This is a genomic window from Congregibacter brevis, from assembly GCF_045689245.1.
Lineage (GTDB): Bacteria > Pseudomonadota > Gammaproteobacteria > Pseudomonadales > Halieaceae > Congregibacter > Congregibacter brevis.
This window is the reverse complement of record NZ_CP136865.1, coordinates 3,823,852-3,842,576: the sequence shown is the minus strand read 5'-3', so window position 1 is coordinate 3,842,576 and position 18,725 is coordinate 3,823,852. Positions and strand designations below refer to the sequence as shown.

Genomic DNA, 18,725 nt, shown 5'->3' with positions numbered 1-18,725 from the left:
CTCTTTGGAGCCGTCTGGCCTGTCACAGGCTGCCGGGATTCATTAGACTTGCGCCTCCCGCGCCATAACCCAGAGGTTTTGGCGTGAAATAGGACCTAATCATGAATGTTCTCGGTATCGAAACCTCTTGCGATGAGACCGGCGTGGCGCTGTATAGCACGGAGCGCGGCCTCCTTGCGCATACGCTGTACAGCCAAATAGAGGTTCATCGCGAATACGGTGGCGTCGTACCCGAACTCGCGTCACGAGACCACGTGCGCAAAACCCTGCCGCTGGTGCAGGAGGTGCTTAATCAAGCAAGCTTTCGGAGCTCTGATGTCGACGCGGTGGCGTATACCGCCGGCCCCGGTCTGGTAGGCGCTCTCATGGTGGGTGCGACTATGGCTCGTTCTTTGGCCCTGGGCTGGGGGGTTCCGGCACTGGGCGTGCACCACATGGAAGGGCACCTGCTGGCGCCCATGTTGGAAGAGGAGCGTCCGGAATTTCCGTTTGTGGCGCTCTTAGTATCGGGCGGTCATACCCAGCTCGTTCGGGTGGATGGGATTGGTGAATACCGTTTGTTGGGCGAATCACTGGATGACGCGGCGGGTGAGGCTTTTGATAAAGCAGCGAAGATGCTCGGTTTGCCGTATCCCGGAGGGCCGCAGATCGCTCGAATTGCCGAAGACGGCAGCACCGATCGATTTACTTTTCCGCGGCCGATGATCAAGCACCCGGGTTTGGATTTTTCTTTCAGTGGCCTGAAAACCCATACCTTGACGACCGTTAGGGAGTTGGAAGAGCAGGGACCTCTGAGCGATCAGGACAAAGCAGACATAGCTCGTGCTTTTGAAGAGGCCGTAGTGTCGACCTTGGTCATTAAGTGTCGCCGAGCACTGGAGCAAGAAGGTTTGAGTCGCCTGGTCATGGCGGGAGGGGTGAGCGCTAACCGAAATCTTCGTCAGCAGCTCGCATCTATATTAGCGAAGCGAGGTGCTGAGGTGTTTTACCCAGCGCCACAGTTTTGTACGGATAACGGCGCGATGATTGCGTATGCCGGCGCGCAGCGCTTGGCGGCCGGACAGGTCGATGGGGCGGAAGTTCAGGTTCGGCCGCGCTGGCCAATGACAGAGTTGCCACCGATAGCTTCCCTTTCGGTGTCCGCGGTCGATCAGCTGTGAGCGACATTGTGTTCATTCGCGGCCTGAAACTCCCGACGACTATCGGTGTGTATGGCTGGGAGCGTGAGGTCCGCCAGGAACTGTTAGTGGATTTGGAAATGGCCTGGGATATCGCACCAGCGGGCGCTAGTGATCAAGTCGCCGACGCCTTGGACTACTCGGCCGTCGCCACTCGTCTTCGGGAGTTCGCCGCAGAGAGCAGCTTTGAACTCATCGAAAAAATGGCGACGGCATTGGCTGAACTCGTCATGCGGGAATTTTCGGTGCCCTGGTTACGCTTACGTGTGTGTAAGCCGGGTGCTGTTACTGAGGCTGTCGATGTCGGTGTGCTAATCGAGCGGGGATCGAGGCCTGCATGACACAGTTGTTTTTGGGTCTTGGCAGCAATATTGAGCCGCAGCGTTATTTGCCCCTCGGTTTAGCGGAGCTGGAGTCTCTTTTGGGGCCGCTGCGTTTGTCGCCTGTTTACGAAGGTGCGGCCATTGGGTTTAACGGGGCGCCGTTTTGGAATTTGGTGGTTGAGGCGAGCACGTCGCTCAGCGTGGGAGAGCTCCAGGTCGCTCTGCGAACCATTGAATATGCTCATGGGCGACCTCAAAATGCTTCTCGAAACAGTCCAAGATCTTTGGATATCGATATATTGATTTATGGCGAGCTGAGCGGAGTGGTCGACGGAGTGGTGCTACCGCGAGGAGAAATCCTTGAAAACGCCTTTGTGCTGCGCCCCCTGGCAGAGCTAGCGCCTGATGATCGTCATCCGGTTAACGGCCGGACTTATAGCGACCTTTGGAATGCGTATGATGCGGCGGCGCAGCCACTTCAAGCGGTGGCACTGGAGGTGTAGTCGTCTCGCAGCTGGTTAAGTCTCTTTATGCGTTCCTGACGGAGTGCCTCGCCAATCGCTCTCCCTTCAAGCTTAGCGTTTTGGGAATCTGCCGTTTGTAAGCCGGCAACGGTGACCGCGTTCGCGATGTCCCGAGCTTTTCGTAGATAGCCCGCCTGGGGATAGTCTCTGTCTTCATGACCTTCTCTCCCGCGCGAGTCCGCCTCACAGGCCAAAAGGTAGTTTTCAAAACGCTCTGGCTGTCGTAGCGCACCGGTAGCTTCCAGAAGTTTGAGTAAGGTTTCTCCGCGAAGCTCCCGAGCTCGGTGCATATGCAGGTGGTACTCGCAAACCGTGAGCGCCAGTTGCCGGTGAGCATTGGGTACTTTAAAGCGCGCGCAGACATCCTCAACCAGCGGCAGGCCAGCGCGCTCGTGACCTCTGTGGCTGGGCAGCACGTCATCCGGCGTTATGCCCTTACCCAAATCGTGGGTTAGCGCCGCGAACACGACCTGGCTATTGCCGGACTCCGTTTGCTCTACATTCTTATTCGATCGGCGCTCGCGAGAGAGTAGCGCGGCCTGTTTGAGCACCATGAGAACGTGGATACCTGTATCAATCTCAGGATGATAGGCGGCTTTTTGGGGAACCCCGAACAAGGCATCGACTTCGGGTAAAAGCGCTTTGAGAGCGCCACACTGCCTGAGCACCTCGACGAATACCTGCGGATCGCGTTCGCGAAGCGCGCGCTCAGTCTCCACCCAAATGCGTTCCGCGGGCAGGTATTCGAGTTCACCTGCTGCGACGATTTCGCTCATGAGGGTTATCGTCTCGCGGGCAACCGTAAAACCCAGGTGCGCATAGCGAGCAGCAAAGCGAGCGACGCGAAGTACCCGGAGGGGGTCCTCCGTGAAGGCGTGCGACACATGTCGGAGAACTCGGTCGTTTAGGTCTTTGGAGCCGCCGAAGGGGTCTATCAGCGATCCATCATCATCGCGAGCGATGGCGTTGACGGTGAGGTCCCGGCGAAGAAGATCTTCTTCGAGGGTGACATCAGGATCGTAATGGGTCTCAAAGCCAGTGTAGCCATGGCCTTTTTTGCGTTCGGTGCGGGCAAGGGCGAACTCTTCTTTGCTTTCAGGGTGAAGGAATACCGGGAAGTCTTTGCCAACCTGGGTGTAGCCCAAGTCCAGCAACTCTTTTGGCATGGCCCCAACCACCACCCAGTCCCGCTCTTTAACAGGATATCCGAGGAGTTCATCGCGAACGGCACCGCCGACCAGGTAGGTTTTCATGGAGGGATTTTAGCAGGGGCAGGGCTCAGAAACGCGTTCGCCGGTTTCCAGACAATAAAAAGTCAGAGCGTTACCCCATACGCATCCAGTATCCAGGCCAATCGCGTTGGGAGTACTTGTTTGTCCCTGAAGCGACGCCCAGTGGCCAAAGAGGATTCGGTCGTAGGTGGCTTTTCGGTTGGGGTAGTTGAACCAGGCATCAAGCGCTTCATTCTTGGCAGCCGGTCCACCGGGGTTGCCAAGGGGGCCCTTACTTTCAAGATCTAATCGGCCGTCCTCAAAGCAGTAACGCATACGGGTGAGGTAGTTGGTGATGACGCGAAGTCGGTCCATGCCCTCAAGGTCATCTGACCATAGGGCGGGTTCGTTGCCATACATGGCAGCAAAAAACTCGGTGCAATTAGGGCTTTGCAGGACGCTCTCGACCTCTCGTGCCCGGGTTGCGGCTTCGTCCACACTCCACTGGGGCGGAATGCCCGCGTGCACCAGTGTGAATCCGTGCTCTTGGTATAGCAGTGGTTGCTGATGCAACCAGCCGATGAGCACTTCGCGATCTTCCGCTAGCAAAATTGGCTCTAGCGTATCGTGACGCCCAAGCTTTTTTGCTCCCGCGGCAATGGCCATGAGATGCAGGTCATGATTGCCCAGCACAATGCGAATATTGTCGCGATGCTGGTAGAAAAATCTCAGCGTCTTTAGGCATTTGGGGCCACGATTCACTATATCGCCGGTGCACCAGAGCATGTCTCGGTCCCAGCTGAAATTCACTTTTTTGAGCAGACGTTTTAAGGGCTTTTTACAGCCTTGAATGTCTCCTACTACCCACGTGGCCACTTATGATGACCGACGTCAGTTAAGGGACGTGGGAGTGTGAAGGGTGAAGGCCGGAATGCTGACCTCGAAGGCGAGCTGGTCTCTTGGATCCGGTGGACGATCGTCATCGTGCAGGATCATGGTGTATTCGCCGTTCATATAACCGACGGGTGTCGGCAGCGTAGCGCCGCTTGTGTAACGAAAGTATCTTCCGGGGCGGATGATCGGCTGTTCTCCCACTACGCCCTCACCGCGCACCTCCTGTACATCGCCATCGGCGTCTGTGATCTGCCAGAAACGAGAGAGCAGCTGTACGGATACATCACCTGCATTGCTTATGGTTATGGTGTAGGCAAAGGTGTATTGATCGTCTTCAGGACGCGAATGGGTCGGCAGGTAAGTAGTTTGCGTCGCAATGCCTATGAGGGCCGGATTAAGCGTCTTGATCTGACTCATGGGGACGGTCTCATTAACAGGTCTCGACAGTGAGTTTTTTAAACACCGCGTCGCGTGATGAGCACTTTATAAGCGCTGTTCCCATGAGGTGCAAGTGGACTAAGCGCCGTGGGAGCATATCGCCCCGATGGGATCAGAGGGATTCGGATTCCAACTGCTTTGCGAGCGCTACAAACTGCGAAAGGTCCAATGTTTCTGCGCGGCAACCGGGATCGATATCAATGGTTTCGATTACTTCATTTGTCAGTAGGCCCTTGAGATTATTGCGCAGGGTTTTCCGACGCTGGGCAAATGCGGCTTTGACGACCTTTTCCAAAGGCACCGCGTTGCAGTCGGGAAACAATGGGCTCTGATGCGGGGTAAGCCTAATGATCGCCGACTGTACTTTGGGAGGCGGATCAAAGGCCTCGGGTGGCACCTCAAAAAGCAGTTCCGTGTGACACAGGTACTGGGCCATGATGCCTAGCCGGCCCCAGTGCTTGTTGCCAGGCTGCGCTGTTAAGCGCTGTACGACCTCTAACTGCAGCATGAAGTGCATGTCTTTGATGATGCTTGCCTGATCCAGCAGGCGAAATATCAACGGTGTGGAGATGTTGTAGGGCAGGTTGCCGACGACACGGAGTTGCTCATCTCCGTTAACTACGCTCTCAAAGTCAAACTTCAGAGCGTCCGCGCTGTGGAGGGTGAAGTTTGGGTGGATACTGAACGCGGCCAGTAAGGGCGTCACCAGATCACGGTCCAGCTCGATGGCATCGAGCTCGCAGCCGCTTTGGAGGAGCGCATCGGTGAGAGCGCCAAGGCCGGGGCCAATTTCCACCAAGTGTTGGGCCTGGGCTGGGGCGATGGCGCGCTCCAGGCGGTCGATGATCCCGGCATCGCGGAGGAAGTTTTGCCCGAAGCGTTTGCGGGGTTGATGGGATGGGGTTCTTTGCTTGCTCATGGCGTCATTCTAACGCGGTGCGCGCCCAAGGGTTCGCACTGCTAGAATGCGTGCTCAATTTTCACAAAGTTTGGGTATGACGACGCGACGATTTTGGATGTTGGTCGATGAAATGGCGCGTATGTCGCTTAAGGCGGACGCGTCGAGGCTTTACTTCGGCTATTTTTGGTGGGTTCTCGAGCCGCTTCTTTACGTAGCAGTGTTTTACGTGGTGTTTGATGTTTTGCTGGGTACGCGCCAGGAAAACTTCCTTGCCTTTCTGATGTGCGGGAAGCTCACGTTTGTGTGGTTCTCAAAATCTGTGGTGCACGCATCCCGAACGATCGTCAGTAGTAAAGGGCTTATAGGCAATATCGATTTACCGAAGACACTGTTTCCGATGGTGGCGATTCAGGAAGGTTTATATCGTCAGGGGGCCGTGTTTGCGCTGCTGTTTGGATTCTTGATTCTCAATGGGTATCCGGTAACTACCAATTGGTTGTGGCTCGGTCCCGTGTTGTTCGTCAATTACCTATTGATCGCTGCAGCATCACTTGTAGGCGCATTTCTAGTGTGTCTTGTTTTCGACTTCACTGTCGTAATCGCTCTGTCGATGATATTCCTACTGTTTACGTCAGGCATCTTTTGGGATGTAAGAGCTTTGCCTGACCCCCAGATGGCCCAGTGGGTTCTGCTGCTTAACCCCTTGGCCTTTATCGTTGATGCCTATCGCCAGGTATTGATGCTCGGAGAACGCCCCCACCTTGGGCACCTGGCGGGAATAGGCGTTGCGGCAGCTGTTGGTATTGCCGGCTTGCGAGTTCTGTACGGTCGATCTAGTCAGTTTCTTGCCTTAAGAGCGATTACATCGTGAACAATCCAGAAGGCAGCCCGGCAGGCATAGAGAGAAGTGCATCGTCGGCACAAATAATGCTCGAGATGATAGACGTGTCGCACTCTTATCACGCGCGTCGATCAAACTTTGAGAAAGGTTTGCACAGAGTGCTTGATGGCGTGTCTCTGAAGCTCTATCGCGGTCAAACGCTGGGGATTCTCGGTAGGAACGGTGCCGGTAAGACCACGATGCTGCGTTTGATGGCGGGAATCCTGGCACCGAGTCGTGGCGAGATTCGGCGCCAGCCGGATGCTCGCTATAGCTTGCTGACGCTAGGGCTGGGCTTTCAGCTGCAGCTTACGGGGCGCGACAATGCGAGGGTGGCGGCCCTTTTACAGGGAGCCACCGCCAAGGAGGCGGATGCGTGTCTGGAGTCTATCCGTGAGTTTTCTGAACTAGGCGTGTCCTTTGATGAACCGGTAAGGACCTATTCAGCAGGCATGCGTGCACGTCTAGGTTTTAGCACGGCTTTGCAGACTCAGGTAGAGGTTCTGCTAATTGATGAGGTGCTCAGCGTGGGTGATCGTGGTTTTCGTGAAAAAGCCGCGGCAGCTATGCGAGAACGCGTCGTAGGGGAGCAGACGGTTGTGATTGTGTCTCATTCTGAGAGTCAGATCGAAGAGATGTGTGATGTGGCTGCTTGGATTGACGAAGGGGTGTTGCGGGGTTACGGCGGGGTTGGTGAGACACTGAGAGCTTATCGAAACTAGCGACATGGTCGCTAATCAGTTTGCAGCTGTACTTGGAGTTTGAGTGCTTGATATCGTTTGGCTACTCGCCAAGCTTGGCTCATGATTAGGCAGTAGCCGATGAAGAGCCCTAAAAAAATAAAAAACTGTTGAGGTGTGGCGGCGCCCGCTCGATCGAGCATCAAGCCAATAAACGCCGGAGTTAGGTACGCGCAACTGATAAGGGCTACCGACCGCTTTTGACTCATGTCCAAGTCATTCATGAGATGGTGTATGTGACTCCGGTCCGCGGAAAATGGGGACTTGCGGCCGTAAATCCTTCTCAGAGTGATGAAGACCATGTCGAAAAGTGGTAACGCCACAAGGTAGAGCGCGGTCACAGGCGCGATGTATTTTTCGCCGCTAATCTGTTTTGTCGTCACGACCAGTATCAGTGATACAACGATGAAACCTAGCAACTTGCTGCCCGCGTCGCCTAAAAAAGTCTTTGGCACAAAAGGAGCTAACTCCAAGTTAGACACTAAAAACGCGGCAAGCGCACCGCCAAGAGTTAGGGATACGAAACTAGGCTCGATTTGCGTGAAAAGATGAAATGCGGTGACGGTAATGAGAATTAGAGATGAAAGAAGTCCATCTATGCCGTCCAACATATTGTAGGCATTGATAACGCCAAAAATGGCTATTAGAGCGAACGGATAAGCCGCCCAATCCGGTACACGTATGTTGCCTGATCCGACTAAATCGCCCAAGTTGCGAGGTATCAAGTCCAAACCTTCGACTAGAAGTAGCGCTATCAAAACCTCGCAGATTGTACGGGTCATGACGCCTATTGCGCGATAGTCGTCTAGCGCTCCGAGTATAGTTAACAAAGTGGCGGCCAAGAGGAACACCCAAACAGTCGCTCCAGAGGCTCCAAGTACGGATTGTGTTTGTTCGCCAGATATCACAGTGCTCGTGATGAATGTCAGCAGTATTGCAATGCCGCCCACCACAGGAATGGCCCCCTTATGGTGTTTCCGGTAATCCGGCGTATCTATAAGTCCAACTTTGGGTGCGATCAAGGCTAGAGCCCAGATAAACCCCAAGGTCAGTACAAATGAAAAAAAGAAATATCCAAGAGCGGAGGGCATTTATTGTATGCAACAGAGATGCGTGATCAGAAGGTACATGCTGCCGAATAGGGTCTCTAGTTATTACGAGTTTATATGCTGATCGACATGATAACCCCTTGGATTGATGAAATGGAGGCCAAATGCTTCGCGTTCATGCTGAGTTTTGGTTTTTAGGGCGCTTGCGCCCGCGAATTCACGTAAACTAAATGCTGATAGAGAAGGTGTCGCGGGTAGACTAACGTGTTCGGTATGGAAGCGCCCGAAGATATCCCTCGACGCTCCATTTAGAGCACTGTTTTAATGGGTAAGTGTTCGACCGTCATTAATTAAATGTAAATTTGTGAGTAATTTGAAGAATAAGCTTATTGAGAAACTTACCAAGAAAGAGGCGCTTATTGGCGTTATCGGCCTTGGCTATGTTGGACTCCCGCTAGTGCTGCGTTTTGCCGAGGTGGGTCTTCGGGTGTTGGGGATCGACGTAGATCCCAAGAAAATTGAGTCGCTTAATGAAGGAAAGAGTTACATCGAGCACATCTCGTCTGAGCGTATAGAGCAAGCGATTCGCTCAGGGTTCAGAGCAACGTCTGATTTTTCGGAGGTTAGCAAAGCAGACGCCCTATTGCTCTGCGTTCCAACTCCGCTAAGCAAACACAGAGAGCCAGATCTCAGCTTTGTTATAAACACTGTAGATGCTATGCAGTCGTTTTTAAGGCAAGGGCAGGTCGTATGTCTCGAGAGTACGACCTATCCGGGTACGACCGAGGAGGAGCTGCTGCCACGCATGGAGCAGGGAGGACTGAAGGTCGGTAACGACATTTTTTTGGTCTACTCACCAGAAAGAGAGGATCCAGGCAATCCTGACTTTGAAACCCGAACCATTCCCAAGGTACTAGGAGGACATACGCCCAATTGTTTAGAGGTGGGCATGAGCCTTTACCGGCACGCCATTGATCAGCTTGTACCACTAAGCTCAACAAAAGCCGCTGAAATGACCAAGTTGCTGGAAAATATTCATCGAGCGGTGAATATCGGCCTAGTCAATGAGCTGAAAATTGTCGCGGATAAAATGGACATTGATATTTTTGAGGTGATTGACGCCGCTGCCACCAAGCCTTTTGGTTTTACACCTTATTATCCTGGCCCGGGCCTCGGTGGACACTGCATACCCATCGACCCCTTTTACCTAACCTGGAAGGCTAGAGAATATGGTCTCCACACCCGTTTTATTGAGCTGTCGGGTGAGGTGAATCGAGCAATGCCTGAATATGTTGTCGATAAGCTGGTTGAGGGTCTCAACGAGCGAGCACAGGCTCTTAAGGGCAGCCGTATTTTGGTCTTGGGTATTGCCTACAAAAAGAACGTTGATGACATGCGTGAGTCCCCCGCAGTGGAGATCATGGAGTTGATCCAAGGCAAAGGTGGAATCGTTGCTTATTCAGATCCGCATGTCCCCGTGTTTCCCAGCATGCGCGAGCACAGCTTTGACCTAACGAGCGTGCCGCTAAGTGACGAATCATTGGCTGAATTTGATGCGGTGGTTTTGACGACAGATCACGATCATTTTGACTACGAATTGATAGCTCAGCATGCCAAGCTCATCATTGATAGCCGCGGTAAATTTCGTAAACCCCTGGAACAATTAATTAAGGCCTGATTGTTAATACGCTGATAGCCCGGACTAACATTAGATGAAGAACTTTGCACTTATTGGCGCAGCTGGCTACATCGCGCCGAGACACATGAAAGCTATCAAAGCAACACAGAACTCTTTGGTAGCTGCCTTAGATCCCAATGACTCCGTAGGAATCATTGATAGCTACTTCCCAGACGCAGATTTTTTTACAGAGTTTGAGCGCTTTGACCGGCACATCGATAAAAAGCACAGAGCCCATGACGGCGCTTCCGTTGATTTTATCTCTATAGCCTCACCAAATTATCTGCATGATTCGCACATGCGTTTCGCTTTACGATCGGGTGCCGATGCCGTTTGCGAAAAGCCCCTAGTTCTCAATCCATGGAACATTGATGGTCTTTTGGAGTTGGAAAAAGACACGGGGCAGAAGGTGCACACAATTTTACAGTTGCGTTTGCACCCGGGAATTCTGGCGCTGCGTGACAAAGTGAATGCGCAGCCCGGCGATCACAAGCATGACGTGGACCTCACCTACATTACTTCTCGTGGCCATTGGTACTTACAAAGCTGGAAGGGCGATGAGAAGAAGTCGGGTGGCATAGCGACGAACATTGGTGTCCATTTTTACGACATGCTTCAGTTTGTGTTCGGTCAGTTACAGTCCAATGTTGTGCACTACAGCGCACCGACCAAAGCGGCGGGTTACCTGGAGTACGCGAAGGCTCGCGTGCGGTGGTTTTTGTCTCTGGATGTGAATGACGTGCCCGAAGATGTTCGTGCGGCAGGTCAGCGTACCTTTCGATCCATTAACGTGTCCGGGGATGAGATTGAGTTCTCCGGAGGATTTACCGATTTGCATACGCGTAGCTATGAGGAAATTCTAGCAGGCAATGGGTTTGGCCTTGAGGCTAATCGAGTGGCTATTGAGACCGTCGCTGATATACGCACGGCTTCCCCACAAGGCCGCAACGGCGACTATCACCCATTCCTGGGGCTGATGGATTCGTGAGCGCGACGATCCATGCAAGCGCGATCGTAGATCAGGGGGCCGAAATTGGTGATGGTTCGCGTATCTGGCACTTTTGCCACGTCTGCGCCGGCGCAAGCGTCGGGGGCAACGTTTCCCTAGGCCAAGGTGTTTTTGTTGGCAACAAAGTGATTATTGGGGATAACTGCAAAATACAAAATAACGTGTCTGTCTACGACAACGTAACGCTAGAGGAAGGCGTTTTTTGTGGTCCAAGCATGGTGTTTACCAACGTGTACAACCCGCGTTCTTTGGTAGAGCGTAAAGACGAATATCGAAACACACTGATCAAACGCGGAGCGACGCTTGGAGCTAACTGCACGATCATTTGTGGTGTGACTGTTGGTGAATTTGCTTTTGTGGGTGCAGGTGCCGTGGTCAATCACGATGTTAAGCCCTACGCGCTTATGGTCGGTGTGCCTGCACAGCAAATAGGTTGGATGAGCGCTTTCGGTGAACGTTTGAATCTGCCGCTGACTGGTCAAGGTGAAGAGCTCTGCCGGAATTCCGGTGCTCGCTATGTTCTGAAAAATGACCAGCTGCTAAGGTTTCTGACGTGATTCCGTTTATTGATCTCGCGGCTCAGCAGGCGCGGATAAAGCCTCAGATTGATGCCGCAATACAACGTGTGCTCCAGCATGGTAAGTACATCCTCGGTCCTGAAGTAGAGGAGCTCGAAGAAAAACTCGCCCAATACACTGGAGCGAAACACTGCATCAGCTGCGCCAATGGAACCGACGCCCTTCAAATTGCGCTAATGGCTCTTGGCGTGGGCCCCGGGGATGAGGTCATAACCCCCGCCTTTACCTACATAGCGACGGCAGAAGCGGCAGCGGTTCTTGGTGCAAAGCCTGTCTACGTGGATATTCGGGCCGATACCTTTAATTTGGATCCCAGGCTTCTTGAGGCGGCAATTACGCCAAGAACTCGAGCCATTATTCCTGTGGGCTTGTTTGGGCAGTGCGCCGATATGGATGCTATCAACACGATTGCCCAGCGTTCGGGGATAGTTGTTATTGAGGATGCCGCTCAGAGTTTTGGGGCTAGCTATGGCGAAAAAAAATCGTGCAACCTCAGCACTATAGCGACCACAAGTTTTTTTCCGGCGAAGCCCTTGGGTTGTTACGGGGATGGTGGTGCGATTTTCACTAGTGATGCTGGTCTCGCACATTCGCTGCGCAAAATTGCTCGGCACGGACAGAGCGCCCGCTATCATCATGATGTGGTGGGAGTGAACAGCAGGCTCGACACATTTCAGGCTGCGATTCTTCTTGAAAAACTGCGAATATTTGATGACGAGCTTGCTTTGCGGCAGGAGGTTGCGGGTCGCTATGACCAGCTCATCAGTGAGTTGACCGTTTCGGACAATTTAGGGATGTTGGTAAGGCCGTATCAGTCTGAAGGGCAAGCGAGCGTCTGGGCGCAATACACATTAAGGGTTTCGTATCGTGACGCTGTGCAAGCGGTATTAAAAGCAGAAGGTATAACGACGACGGTTTACTATCCGATGAGCCTGCACAAGCAGCAAGCCATCCAAGATAGTGCAGCGTCATGTCCCGAGAGTGACCTTGCAGCTGACAGTGTGCTCAGTTTACCGATGCATCCGTATCTTGATCAGGAAACCCAGCGAGGTATCGCAGAGAAGCTGGTGGCGGCGGTGTCGAAAGGGGCTATTTTCAGTGGATAAAATTCTTACCATACTGGGGGCAAGGCCTCAGTTCATTAAAGCTGCGACGGTGAGTCGTGCTCTGAAAAGTCGCAATGACCTTGAAGAAGTCATCGTGCACACAGGGCAACATTTCGATGCCAATATGTCTGAGGTTTTTTTCGATCAGCTCGATATTCCCCCACCGAACTTTAATCTAGGTATTTCCGGTATTGGTCATGGAGCCATGACAGGGCGGATGTTAGAGCAAATTGAAGCGCTGATTTTGGCTGAGCGTCCAAAGTGGGTTCTTGTCTATGGCGATACTAATTCGACTCTCGCTGGTGCCTTGGCTGCCGCTAAGCTAGATGTGCCAGTGGCGCACGTAGAGGCGGGCCTTAGATCACACAATCCACAAATGCCTGAGGAAGTAAATCGCATACTTACTGATCGCATCTCTAGCTTGCTGCTGTGCCCGAGTGACGTAGCTACTCAAAACTTAAGTCATGAGGGCTTTCCTTTTCAGGCTACTCAGCGCCCGCGCTCGAGAACAAACGTTAGGATAGACAGCGGGGCCGCTGAAGAACAGCGCATTGAGCAAGTTGGAGATGTCATGCTCGACGCTGTTTTACACTACCGTAATCGAGCAGAAATAAGCTCAGATTTGGTAGGCTTTAACGTGCAGCGGCGTGACTATTTACTTTGCACCCTGCATCGTCAAGAAAACACCGATGATCGCCAACGTCTCAGCGCTATTTTGTCTGCGCTGCGCCAAATCGCGATGGAGATCCCCATTGTTTTACCCTTGCATCCCCGTACACGGAGTAAGCTAAACCAAATAGGCGCCAGCGATGAACTAAAAGGCCTTCATATACTCCCTCCAGTGCCTTATCTCGAGATGCTCGCACTTCAGATGCACTCATCAATGATACTTACAGACTCCGGGGGCATGCAGAAAGAAGCCTATTTCCACGGCGTGCCTTGTATCACGCTGCGTGACGAGACCGAGTGGGTGGAAACAGTTGACTCGGGTTGGAATCAATTGGTTGGAGCTGATGAGGCCGGTATCGTTCGTGCCTGGCGCGAAACAACAGTTCCCAATGACCAACTGAAAAACCTCTATGGAGATGGCAAAGCATCAGAAAAGCTCGCCTCGCTTCTCTAATCTCGGTGACTCCATCAATAAAAGCTGTACTGAGTTCTTTATTGCCAAAGAGCTCTTTTGCACGCGGCGTAAGTGTCTTAGCCGGCGGCGCGGTAACCGCTCAAGCGTTAACTGTACTAGCTTCGCCAGTTCTGTCTAGACTTTATACCCCGGATCATTTTGGTCTCCTTGCGGTTTTTACCGCCGTTTTGACGATTATAGCCGCGCTAGCGACCCTAAGATACGAGTTGGCAATACCTTTAGCCGATGATGATGTCGTTGCAGCTAATCTGTTGGTGCTTTGTATTGCCATTTTGGCTGGCGTCACGGTTGTAGTAACCCTACTTGTGTATTCGAGTGGTCCCGTACTCACTCACAAACTGAATGTTCCTTTGCTTGAGCCATACCTATGGCTGGTACCCGTGGGCGTACTGTGTATAGGCGGTTACAACATCTTTCATTATTGGGGGGTCCGTTCCAAATTGTTTCAAACAATAGCTTTTGCGAGGGTTGGACAATCTTTCGCTACGCTTATCATCCAGATCCTTGGTTACAAATACGGAGGCGCTGTACTTCTAATAGGACAAGCAGTAGGTCAAGGGGTGGGCTTGTCTCGGTTAGGAGTCAGTGCGCTAAGCTCGAGTGCACTTCGATCTGTTAGTTGGAGCGGGGTTTGCAGTTCAGCACATCGATATCGCCGATTTCCTGTGTATACCACGTGGGCTGGACTGGTGAATATTGTGGGTCAGCATTTGCCAATTCTTGTGTTCGCCGCCTTTTTTTCCTCCGCAGCTGCGGGTCTTTACCTGATTGCAAATCGCTTGTTAGTGCTTCCCACGAGCCTTCTCGGAGGCGCTATCGGTAATGTATTGCTAGCGCATTCCGGTACGTCAGATCGGCGCGTGGAGCTTCCAAAGACGTACTCTGGCGTGCAACATAAGCTGATTCAAGTAGGGCTTCCCCCCGCTCTTGTGCTTATGCTCATTGGTCCTGATTTGATGGAGTTGGTGTTGGGGGCAGATTGGCGAGACGCAGGGATACTAGTGCGGTGGCTGGCTCTAGGAGCGTTTGCTGGCTTCGTTATAGCTCCCTTGAGCGTAGTAATGGCAATTCTTGAGCAGCAAGCTAAGGGCTTACTCCTGCAGGTTAACCTGTTTGCCCTTCGGTCAATTGCAATTGGCATTGGTGTGTACCTCTCAGATTTGTACGTGGCGGTTGCGGCATTTTCTGTTGCCAGTGTGCTTGGGTACGCATCCTATGCGGTGGTGATGTCGAAGCTGTTAAACCTGTCAATGGCAAGTCAGATTAAATCCCTCTTAGAAAGTGCGTGGTATGCGGTATTGTCTGTAATACCATTATTAATTTACAGCTTGTATAGCGCACAATTAGGCCGGGTCGAGTTTCTTTTCGCCGTAGTTTCTGCGGGTTGTCTCGTGATCGTCCGCTGGGTATTCGTCGCAAAAATGGCATCTTAGATCCGAGGGGCATAGTGGACTACCAGAGAAAAAAAGTTGATGGTGTTGAGGTCCTTTACTCCGCCGACTGGATTCATGATTTAGAGACAAGCAAGCATTTCAATTGGTATTGGCATCAGGCTTGTATTGTCTATACGCATTGTGATCGCACCCAGCACCTGCTTGAGATTGGCGTTGGAACTAATCTTCTCGCGGATTTGCTCAAGCGCCGTGGTTGGCAAGTCGATACGTTGGATATTGACGAGAACAAGTCGCCTGATTACTGCGGTAGTGCAGCCGAGTTCGATTATTCATCACATCACGTTAATGTCGTGCTTGCTTTTGAGGTTTTTGAGCATATTCCGCTGAAGACTTTTGAAAAGGTGATAGATCGCTTGGCTGAATCACAGGTGAGTGCAATACACTTCTCGCTTCCTTGGAATGAAAGAGCTTTGTTTACTGCGAGCATCAAGTTGCCGCGTGTCCGCGAGCTTCGGTTTGGCCTGTCAGTGCCCCGAGGCAGGATTACTACAAAAGCGCATTTTTGGGAGCTCGCTAAAAGCGACAAATTGATCCAAGGTAAGCAGCTGCTGTCGCTTCAGGCCCTTACGTCGATTGTTGAGCGCAGGGGGTTCGTGTTGACACCACGCGATAAAATCGGATGCATCCAGTATTTTTCAGCCATCAGAGGAGACTAGGGGGCTGGCAGTCCACTTGATACAGGATCCATAAGTTATGTAGTGAATTTGGCGCACTACAATCCGTTTAGGGAGGCTGGAGATGTCTAGCGTTTTGCTCAAGTTAAAGTTCAAGGGCAATAGAAATTATCTACATGGTAGTGACATCTACAACACGGTTGTTCGTGAGCTAAGCCTTCGCAATGGCGGTCGTTTAAAGAGGTTGGCCTTCCGCTCGTTTTCGCGAACACAAGTGTTACTTTGTTGGGATACACCCGGAGAGGGAAGTATCAAGGTGGGACAAGGCCAATGGATTGCTGACAGCGGGTCTGAGTTTCCGTTTTGGATCATAGAGACGCAAGTGAGCATCATCGAAGCTTATGCATTCGACGAGCCCTCGATAGTGAGCAAAGCCTCTATTCGTGATGAGACTTTGATATGCGACTACCATCTGGGGTATTCACCGATAGAAAATATAATCGCTCTCACAAAGAGGCTGGCCTATCATCTAATGCCCGTATCTAGCGGCAAATGGATTTTTGGGCAGCTCGACTTAGAGGCAGACATTGATAGAGACTTTCGGTCCATCGTAATCGAGAGGCAGGGTCACATCGCCAATCGATTTATGCGCTGCAGTATTCATTTAGATGGCGCTTTTGTTGGAAATATTCGTTTTATTCTTGGAAACCCATGATAGGAATACGAGATATTGCAGTGCATTTGCCCGACACTACGGTCGATAACCTAGTGTCTGGTGCTCGTTTCGGAGAAGAGCCGAGCTTTGTAACCGATAAGATAGGCGCTCGGCAGCTGCGAGTATTGAGTGATAATGAGGATACCTCAGATCTCGTGGTGGCAGCGGTAGAGCGTTTGCTGGCGGACTCTGCTTTGGTCAGAGCAAACATTGATGCACTTGTCGTGGTCACTCAAAACCCGGACGGCTTTGGCTTGCCGCATACTGCGGCACTGGCTCACGAGAGACTAGAACTATCGCAGGCCGTGGCTGCCTTTGATGTATCTTTAGGCTGCTCGGGTTATGTTTACGGGTTAAGCATTGTTCGTGGGTTGATGGAGCAAGCCGGCTTGACCAACGGGATTCTCGTTACCGCAGATCCTTATTCTAAAATAGTCGATCCGAAAGACCGAAACACGGCGCTACTCTTTGGCGACGCGGCGACCGCTACATGGCTTAGTAAAGATGGGTTGTGGAAGTACGGCACGCCGATTTTGGCTACTGACGGCGCTGGTTGGAGTAACCTTCACGTTGATGAAGGGCGCCATTTGGTAATGAACGGACGCCAAGTATTTAACTTCGCTGCTACTCGAGTGCCCAAACAGATTAACGAACTTTTGCAGCAGAGAGGGATTACGCCTGATGATGTGGACTTGTTCTGTCTCCATCAGGGGAGTGCGGCTATTTTGGACGCGATATCTCGGAGGTTCGGAGATTTGAATAATCGATTCATCAAAGACATGGAACTAACGGGCAATACCGTATCGTCGTCCATCCCGATTTTGCTAAGAAAACACGTGCTCGGGAGTAACATCGAAAGAGTCGTAGTGTCAGGCTTTGGCGTTGGACTTTCTTGGGCGACAAATTTGATTGAGAGGCATAGCTATGATTGAAAAAGGGGAACTTATCGCTTTGTTCCAAGACGCTGGTATTGAAGCGACTGTCAGTGAATCCGACTTCGGTAAGACATTTAAAGAACTTGATATGGATAGCCTAGACGTATTCAATCTACTGACTGAGGTTGACGTTGTTTTCGAGGTGCAGGTGCCCGACGAGGACTTCGAGATTATCAATTCACTCGATGACCTACTCCAATATATAAATCGAGGGAGATAGAACGCGGCGCACTCTTAGTCATGGGTAAGTTTACTATTCGCCAGTATCTTGACGGAGATGGTGAAGAGATTAACGCTCTTTACCGTGAAGTAACGGGCCGCCAACGAAGCCAAGAAGAGTATCAATGGCAGTGGTTGCTATCACCTTCCGGCCTGGGAGATATTTGGCTGATTATTGACGAAGAGCGTGGTGGTAAGATCATAGGCCATCATGGCGTTATGCCAATTCGATTTACCCGTGGTGACACAGATCTTTTGTTTGGCAAGATTGAAAACACCATGGTGTTGCCAGCGTATCGCGGAAGAGTTTTGTACCCTCGATATGAAGTTCGATTCCAACGGGAATATATAAAGCGCTATGACGCATTGTTTGCGACTATGGGACCAAGCGAGGCGATACGAACTCGCTTGGCTACCGGTTACCAGTTTCCTGTCGAATGGAGAACACTCTATATAGCCACCGGTTCGGCATTTTCCTTTGATTCCGTCGCGTTCTTGCGATCTAAGGCCTGGGGTTACCGTTCCTCTATACCGAGTGAGCCAGGAGGCAATGATGAGCTTGAATTAGGGCTTCTAAAATCGGGATTTTTGTCATCAGAGGCGGCCAGAAGCAGCAGCTTCCTCAATCAGTTTTGGAGCAATGCTCGACATTCCTTCTCTGTGGCTCCTCGTAGAGATGCGGAAGACTTGCAGTGGCGCTTTTGGCAGAACCCCTACAAACGTCATTATGCATTTGTATTTAAGGAGCGAGGCGCTGAGGGCTTTGCCATCGTGTCCGTTACTTCCCGTGGAGTTTGGCTAGAGGATATTGCTGTTTCGCCAAATGAAACGGAGGCCTATCAGGTTTTTTTAGGAGTGTTTTTAGACGCGATGAGATCTTCTGGCGTTTCTTATTTCGGCTTCCAAAGTACTTCCGATGCTGCGAATGTACCAATGCTTCAAGCTATGGATCAACATGAGCTCTTAGCTATAAAGCTTCTGCGACCTCTCAGAAAGCGAACTCCAGCCCGCATGCCGAGGCTGGTGACAGAGCGGGGTGGATCACGCGATGTCCAGCTACATGATTGGACACTCACTCCGATAGTTACGGAGGGGCGCTGAATCCCCTTTATGATTAGTCTGCGTTTTGCTTGTC

General features: G+C 51.7%; 21 protein-coding genes. 16 read left to right on the top strand and 5 right to left on the bottom strand.

Annotated features, from left to right (window positions below; genetic code table 11):
• The first annotated feature begins 101 nt into the window (after positions 1 to 101).
• The 3 genes from tsaD to folK are packed head-to-tail and all read left to right on the top strand — an operon-like array spanning position 102 to position 2,004.
• A complete protein-coding gene (gene tsaD, locus R0137_RS17190; protein ID WP_407327634.1) occupies positions 102 to 1,160 on the top strand; it encodes a tRNA (adenosine(37)-N6)-threonylcarbamoyltransferase complex transferase subunit TsaD in 1,059 nt (352 codons plus the stop codon).
• Positions 1,157 to 1,519 carry a dihydroneopterin aldolase gene (folB, locus tag R0137_RS17185; RefSeq protein WP_407327633.1) on the top strand — a complete coding sequence of 121 codons (363 nt, stop codon included), beginning with the start codon at positions 1,157 to 1,159 and terminating at the stop codon, positions 1,517 to 1,519. The genes tsaD and folB overlap by 4 nt, the downstream gene beginning before the upstream one ends.
• Positions 1,516 to 2,004, top strand: a complete 489-nt coding sequence (gene folK / locus R0137_RS17180) for a 2-amino-4-hydroxy-6-hydroxymethyldihydropteridine diphosphokinase (protein ID WP_407327632.1) — start codon at positions 1,516 to 1,518, stop codon at positions 2,002 to 2,004. The genes folB and folK overlap by 4 nt, the downstream gene beginning before the upstream one ends.
• Here the strand turns inward: folK and R0137_RS17175 are convergent.
• From R0137_RS17175 to rsmA, 4 genes are all read right to left on the bottom strand, one after another.
• Positions 1,980 to 3,278 carry a multifunctional CCA addition/repair protein gene (locus R0137_RS17175; protein WP_407327631.1) on the bottom strand — a complete coding sequence of 433 codons (1,299 nt, stop codon included), beginning with the start codon at positions 3,276 to 3,278 and terminating at the stop codon, positions 1,980 to 1,982. The genes folK and R0137_RS17175 overlap by 25 nt on opposite strands.
• 9 nt (positions 3,279 to 3,287) lie before the next feature.
• Positions 3,288 to 4,112, bottom strand: a complete 825-nt coding sequence (locus tag R0137_RS17170; protein WP_407327630.1) for a symmetrical bis(5'-nucleosyl)-tetraphosphatase — start codon at positions 4,110 to 4,112, stop codon at positions 3,288 to 3,290.
• Positions 4,113 to 4,127: 15 nt separating this feature from the next.
• Entirely contained in the window at positions 4,128 to 4,547 is a 420-nt protein-coding gene (gene apaG, locus R0137_RS17165; RefSeq protein ID WP_407327629.1) for a Co2+/Mg2+ efflux protein ApaG, read from the bottom strand.
• 133 nt (positions 4,548 to 4,680) lie between these two features.
• Positions 4,681 to 5,487 carry a 16S rRNA (adenine(1518)-N(6)/adenine(1519)-N(6))-dimethyltransferase RsmA gene (rsmA, locus tag R0137_RS17160; RefSeq protein ID WP_407327628.1) on the bottom strand — a complete coding sequence of 269 codons (807 nt, stop codon included), beginning with the start codon at positions 5,485 to 5,487 and terminating at the stop codon, positions 4,681 to 4,683.
• A gap of 76 nt (positions 5,488 to 5,563) precedes the next feature.
• Between rsmA and R0137_RS17155 the strand changes: the two genes are divergently transcribed.
• Both R0137_RS17155 and R0137_RS17150 read left to right on the top strand, forming a co-directional pair.
• Positions 5,564 to 6,340, top strand: coding sequence for an ABC transporter permease (locus R0137_RS17155; protein ID WP_407327627.1), 777 nt, complete (start codon positions 5,564 to 5,566; stop codon positions 6,338 to 6,340).
• Positions 6,337 to 7,071: an ABC transporter ATP-binding protein gene (locus R0137_RS17150; protein WP_407327626.1), complete on the top strand. Its 735-nt coding sequence runs from the start codon at positions 6,337 to 6,339 to the stop codon at positions 7,069 to 7,071. Before R0137_RS17155 ends, R0137_RS17150 begins: the two co-directional genes overlap by 4 nt.
• 11 nt (positions 7,072 to 7,082) lie before the next feature.
• Here the strand turns inward: R0137_RS17150 and R0137_RS17145 are convergent, their stop codons facing one another.
• Positions 7,083 to 8,180: a hypothetical protein gene (locus R0137_RS17145; protein ID WP_407327625.1), complete on the bottom strand. Its 1,098-nt coding sequence runs from the start codon at positions 8,178 to 8,180 to the stop codon at positions 7,083 to 7,085.
• A gap of 331 nt (positions 8,181 to 8,511) precedes the next feature.
• Here R0137_RS17145 and R0137_RS17140 point away from each other — a divergent pair, with 331 nt between their 5' ends.
• The 11 genes from R0137_RS17140 (at position 8,512) to R0137_RS17090 (ending at position 18,691) form a co-directional block, all read left to right on the top strand.
• Positions 8,512 to 9,816, top strand: coding sequence for a nucleotide sugar dehydrogenase (locus R0137_RS17140; protein WP_407330042.1), 1,305 nt, complete (start codon positions 8,512 to 8,514; stop codon positions 9,814 to 9,816).
• 34 nt (positions 9,817 to 9,850) lie between these two features.
• Positions 9,851 to 10,804 carry a Gfo/Idh/MocA family protein gene (locus tag R0137_RS17135; RefSeq protein ID WP_407327624.1) on the top strand — a complete coding sequence of 318 codons (954 nt, stop codon included), beginning with the start codon at positions 9,851 to 9,853 and terminating at the stop codon, positions 10,802 to 10,804.
• Entirely contained in the window at positions 10,801 to 11,382 is a 582-nt protein-coding gene (locus R0137_RS17130) for an acyltransferase (RefSeq protein WP_407327623.1), read from the top strand. The genes R0137_RS17135 and R0137_RS17130 overlap by 4 nt, the downstream gene beginning before the upstream one ends.
• On the top strand, positions 11,379 to 12,509 hold the full coding sequence (locus R0137_RS17125) for a DegT/DnrJ/EryC1/StrS family aminotransferase (protein ID WP_407327622.1): 1,131 nt from the start codon (positions 11,379 to 11,381) through the stop codon (positions 12,507 to 12,509). Before R0137_RS17130 ends, R0137_RS17125 begins: the two co-directional genes overlap by 4 nt.
• A complete protein-coding gene (locus R0137_RS17120; RefSeq protein WP_407327621.1) occupies positions 12,502 to 13,632 on the top strand; it encodes a UDP-N-acetyl glucosamine 2-epimerase in 1,131 nt (376 codons plus the stop codon). Before R0137_RS17125 ends, R0137_RS17120 begins: the two co-directional genes overlap by 8 nt.
• A 5-nt stretch (positions 13,633 to 13,637) precedes the next feature.
• Positions 13,638 to 15,086: an oligosaccharide flippase family protein gene (locus tag R0137_RS17115; protein ID WP_407327620.1), complete on the top strand. Its 1,449-nt coding sequence runs from the start codon at positions 13,638 to 13,640 to the stop codon at positions 15,084 to 15,086.
• A 14-nt stretch (positions 15,087 to 15,100) separates the two neighbouring features.
• Positions 15,101 to 15,763 (top strand): class I SAM-dependent methyltransferase, encoded by a 663-nt coding sequence (locus tag R0137_RS17110; RefSeq protein WP_407327619.1) that lies wholly within the window; start codon positions 15,101 to 15,103, stop codon positions 15,761 to 15,763.
• 82 nt (positions 15,764 to 15,845) lie between these two features.
• Positions 15,846 to 16,436, top strand: a complete 591-nt coding sequence (locus tag R0137_RS17105; RefSeq protein ID WP_407327618.1) for a hypothetical protein — start codon at positions 15,846 to 15,848, stop codon at positions 16,434 to 16,436.
• The gene (locus R0137_RS17100; protein WP_407327617.1) at positions 16,433 to 17,368 is read left to right on the top strand and encodes a ketoacyl-ACP synthase III; all 936 of its coding nucleotides are present in this window, start codon (positions 16,433 to 16,435) and stop codon (positions 17,366 to 17,368) included. Before R0137_RS17105 ends, R0137_RS17100 begins: the two co-directional genes overlap by 4 nt.
• Positions 17,361 to 17,591: a phosphopantetheine-binding protein gene (locus tag R0137_RS17095; protein ID WP_407327616.1), complete on the top strand. Its 231-nt coding sequence runs from the start codon at positions 17,361 to 17,363 to the stop codon at positions 17,589 to 17,591. Before R0137_RS17100 ends, R0137_RS17095 begins: the two co-directional genes overlap by 8 nt.
• A gap of 20 nt (positions 17,592 to 17,611) precedes the next feature.
• Positions 17,612 to 18,691 carry a GNAT family N-acetyltransferase gene (locus R0137_RS17090; RefSeq protein WP_407327615.1) on the top strand — a complete coding sequence of 360 codons (1,080 nt, stop codon included), beginning with the start codon at positions 17,612 to 17,614 and terminating at the stop codon, positions 18,689 to 18,691.
• Positions 18,692 to 18,725 lie beyond the last annotated feature (34 nt).

Coding starts and splice junctions, on each gene's coding strand:
- R0137_RS17155 (WP_407327627.1), top strand. CDS start 5,564: ATGACGACGCGACGATTTTGGATGTTGGTCGATGAAATGGCGCGTATG.
- R0137_RS17095 (WP_407327616.1), top strand. CDS start 17,361: ATGATTGAAAAAGGGGAACTTATCGCTTTGTTCCAAGACGCTGGTATT.
- R0137_RS17175 (WP_407327631.1), bottom strand. CDS start 3,278: ATGAAAACCTACCTGGTCGGCGGTGCCGTTCGCGATGAACTCCTCGGA.
- apaG (WP_407327629.1), bottom strand. CDS start 4,547: ATGAGTCAGATCAAGACGCTTAATCCGGCCCTCATAGGCATTGCGACG.
- R0137_RS17100 (WP_407327617.1), top strand. CDS start 16,433: ATGATAGGAATACGAGATATTGCAGTGCATTTGCCCGACACTACGGTC.
- folK (WP_407327632.1), top strand. CDS start 1,516: ATGACACAGTTGTTTTTGGGTCTTGGCAGCAATATTGAGCCGCAGCGT.
- R0137_RS17090 (WP_407327615.1), top strand. CDS start 17,612: ATGGGTAAGTTTACTATTCGCCAGTATCTTGACGGAGATGGTGAAGAG.
- R0137_RS17105 (WP_407327618.1), top strand. CDS start 15,846: ATGTCTAGCGTTTTGCTCAAGTTAAAGTTCAAGGGCAATAGAAATTAT.
- rsmA (WP_407327628.1), bottom strand. CDS start 5,487: ATGAGCAAGCAAAGAACCCCATCCCATCAACCCCGCAAACGCTTCGGG.
- R0137_RS17145 (WP_407327625.1), bottom strand. CDS start 8,180: ATGCCCTCCGCTCTTGGATATTTCTTTTTTTCATTTGTACTGACCTTG.
- tsaD (WP_407327634.1), top strand. CDS start 102: ATGAATGTTCTCGGTATCGAAACCTCTTGCGATGAGACCGGCGTGGCG.
- R0137_RS17135 (WP_407327624.1), top strand. CDS start 9,851: ATGAAGAACTTTGCACTTATTGGCGCAGCTGGCTACATCGCGCCGAGA.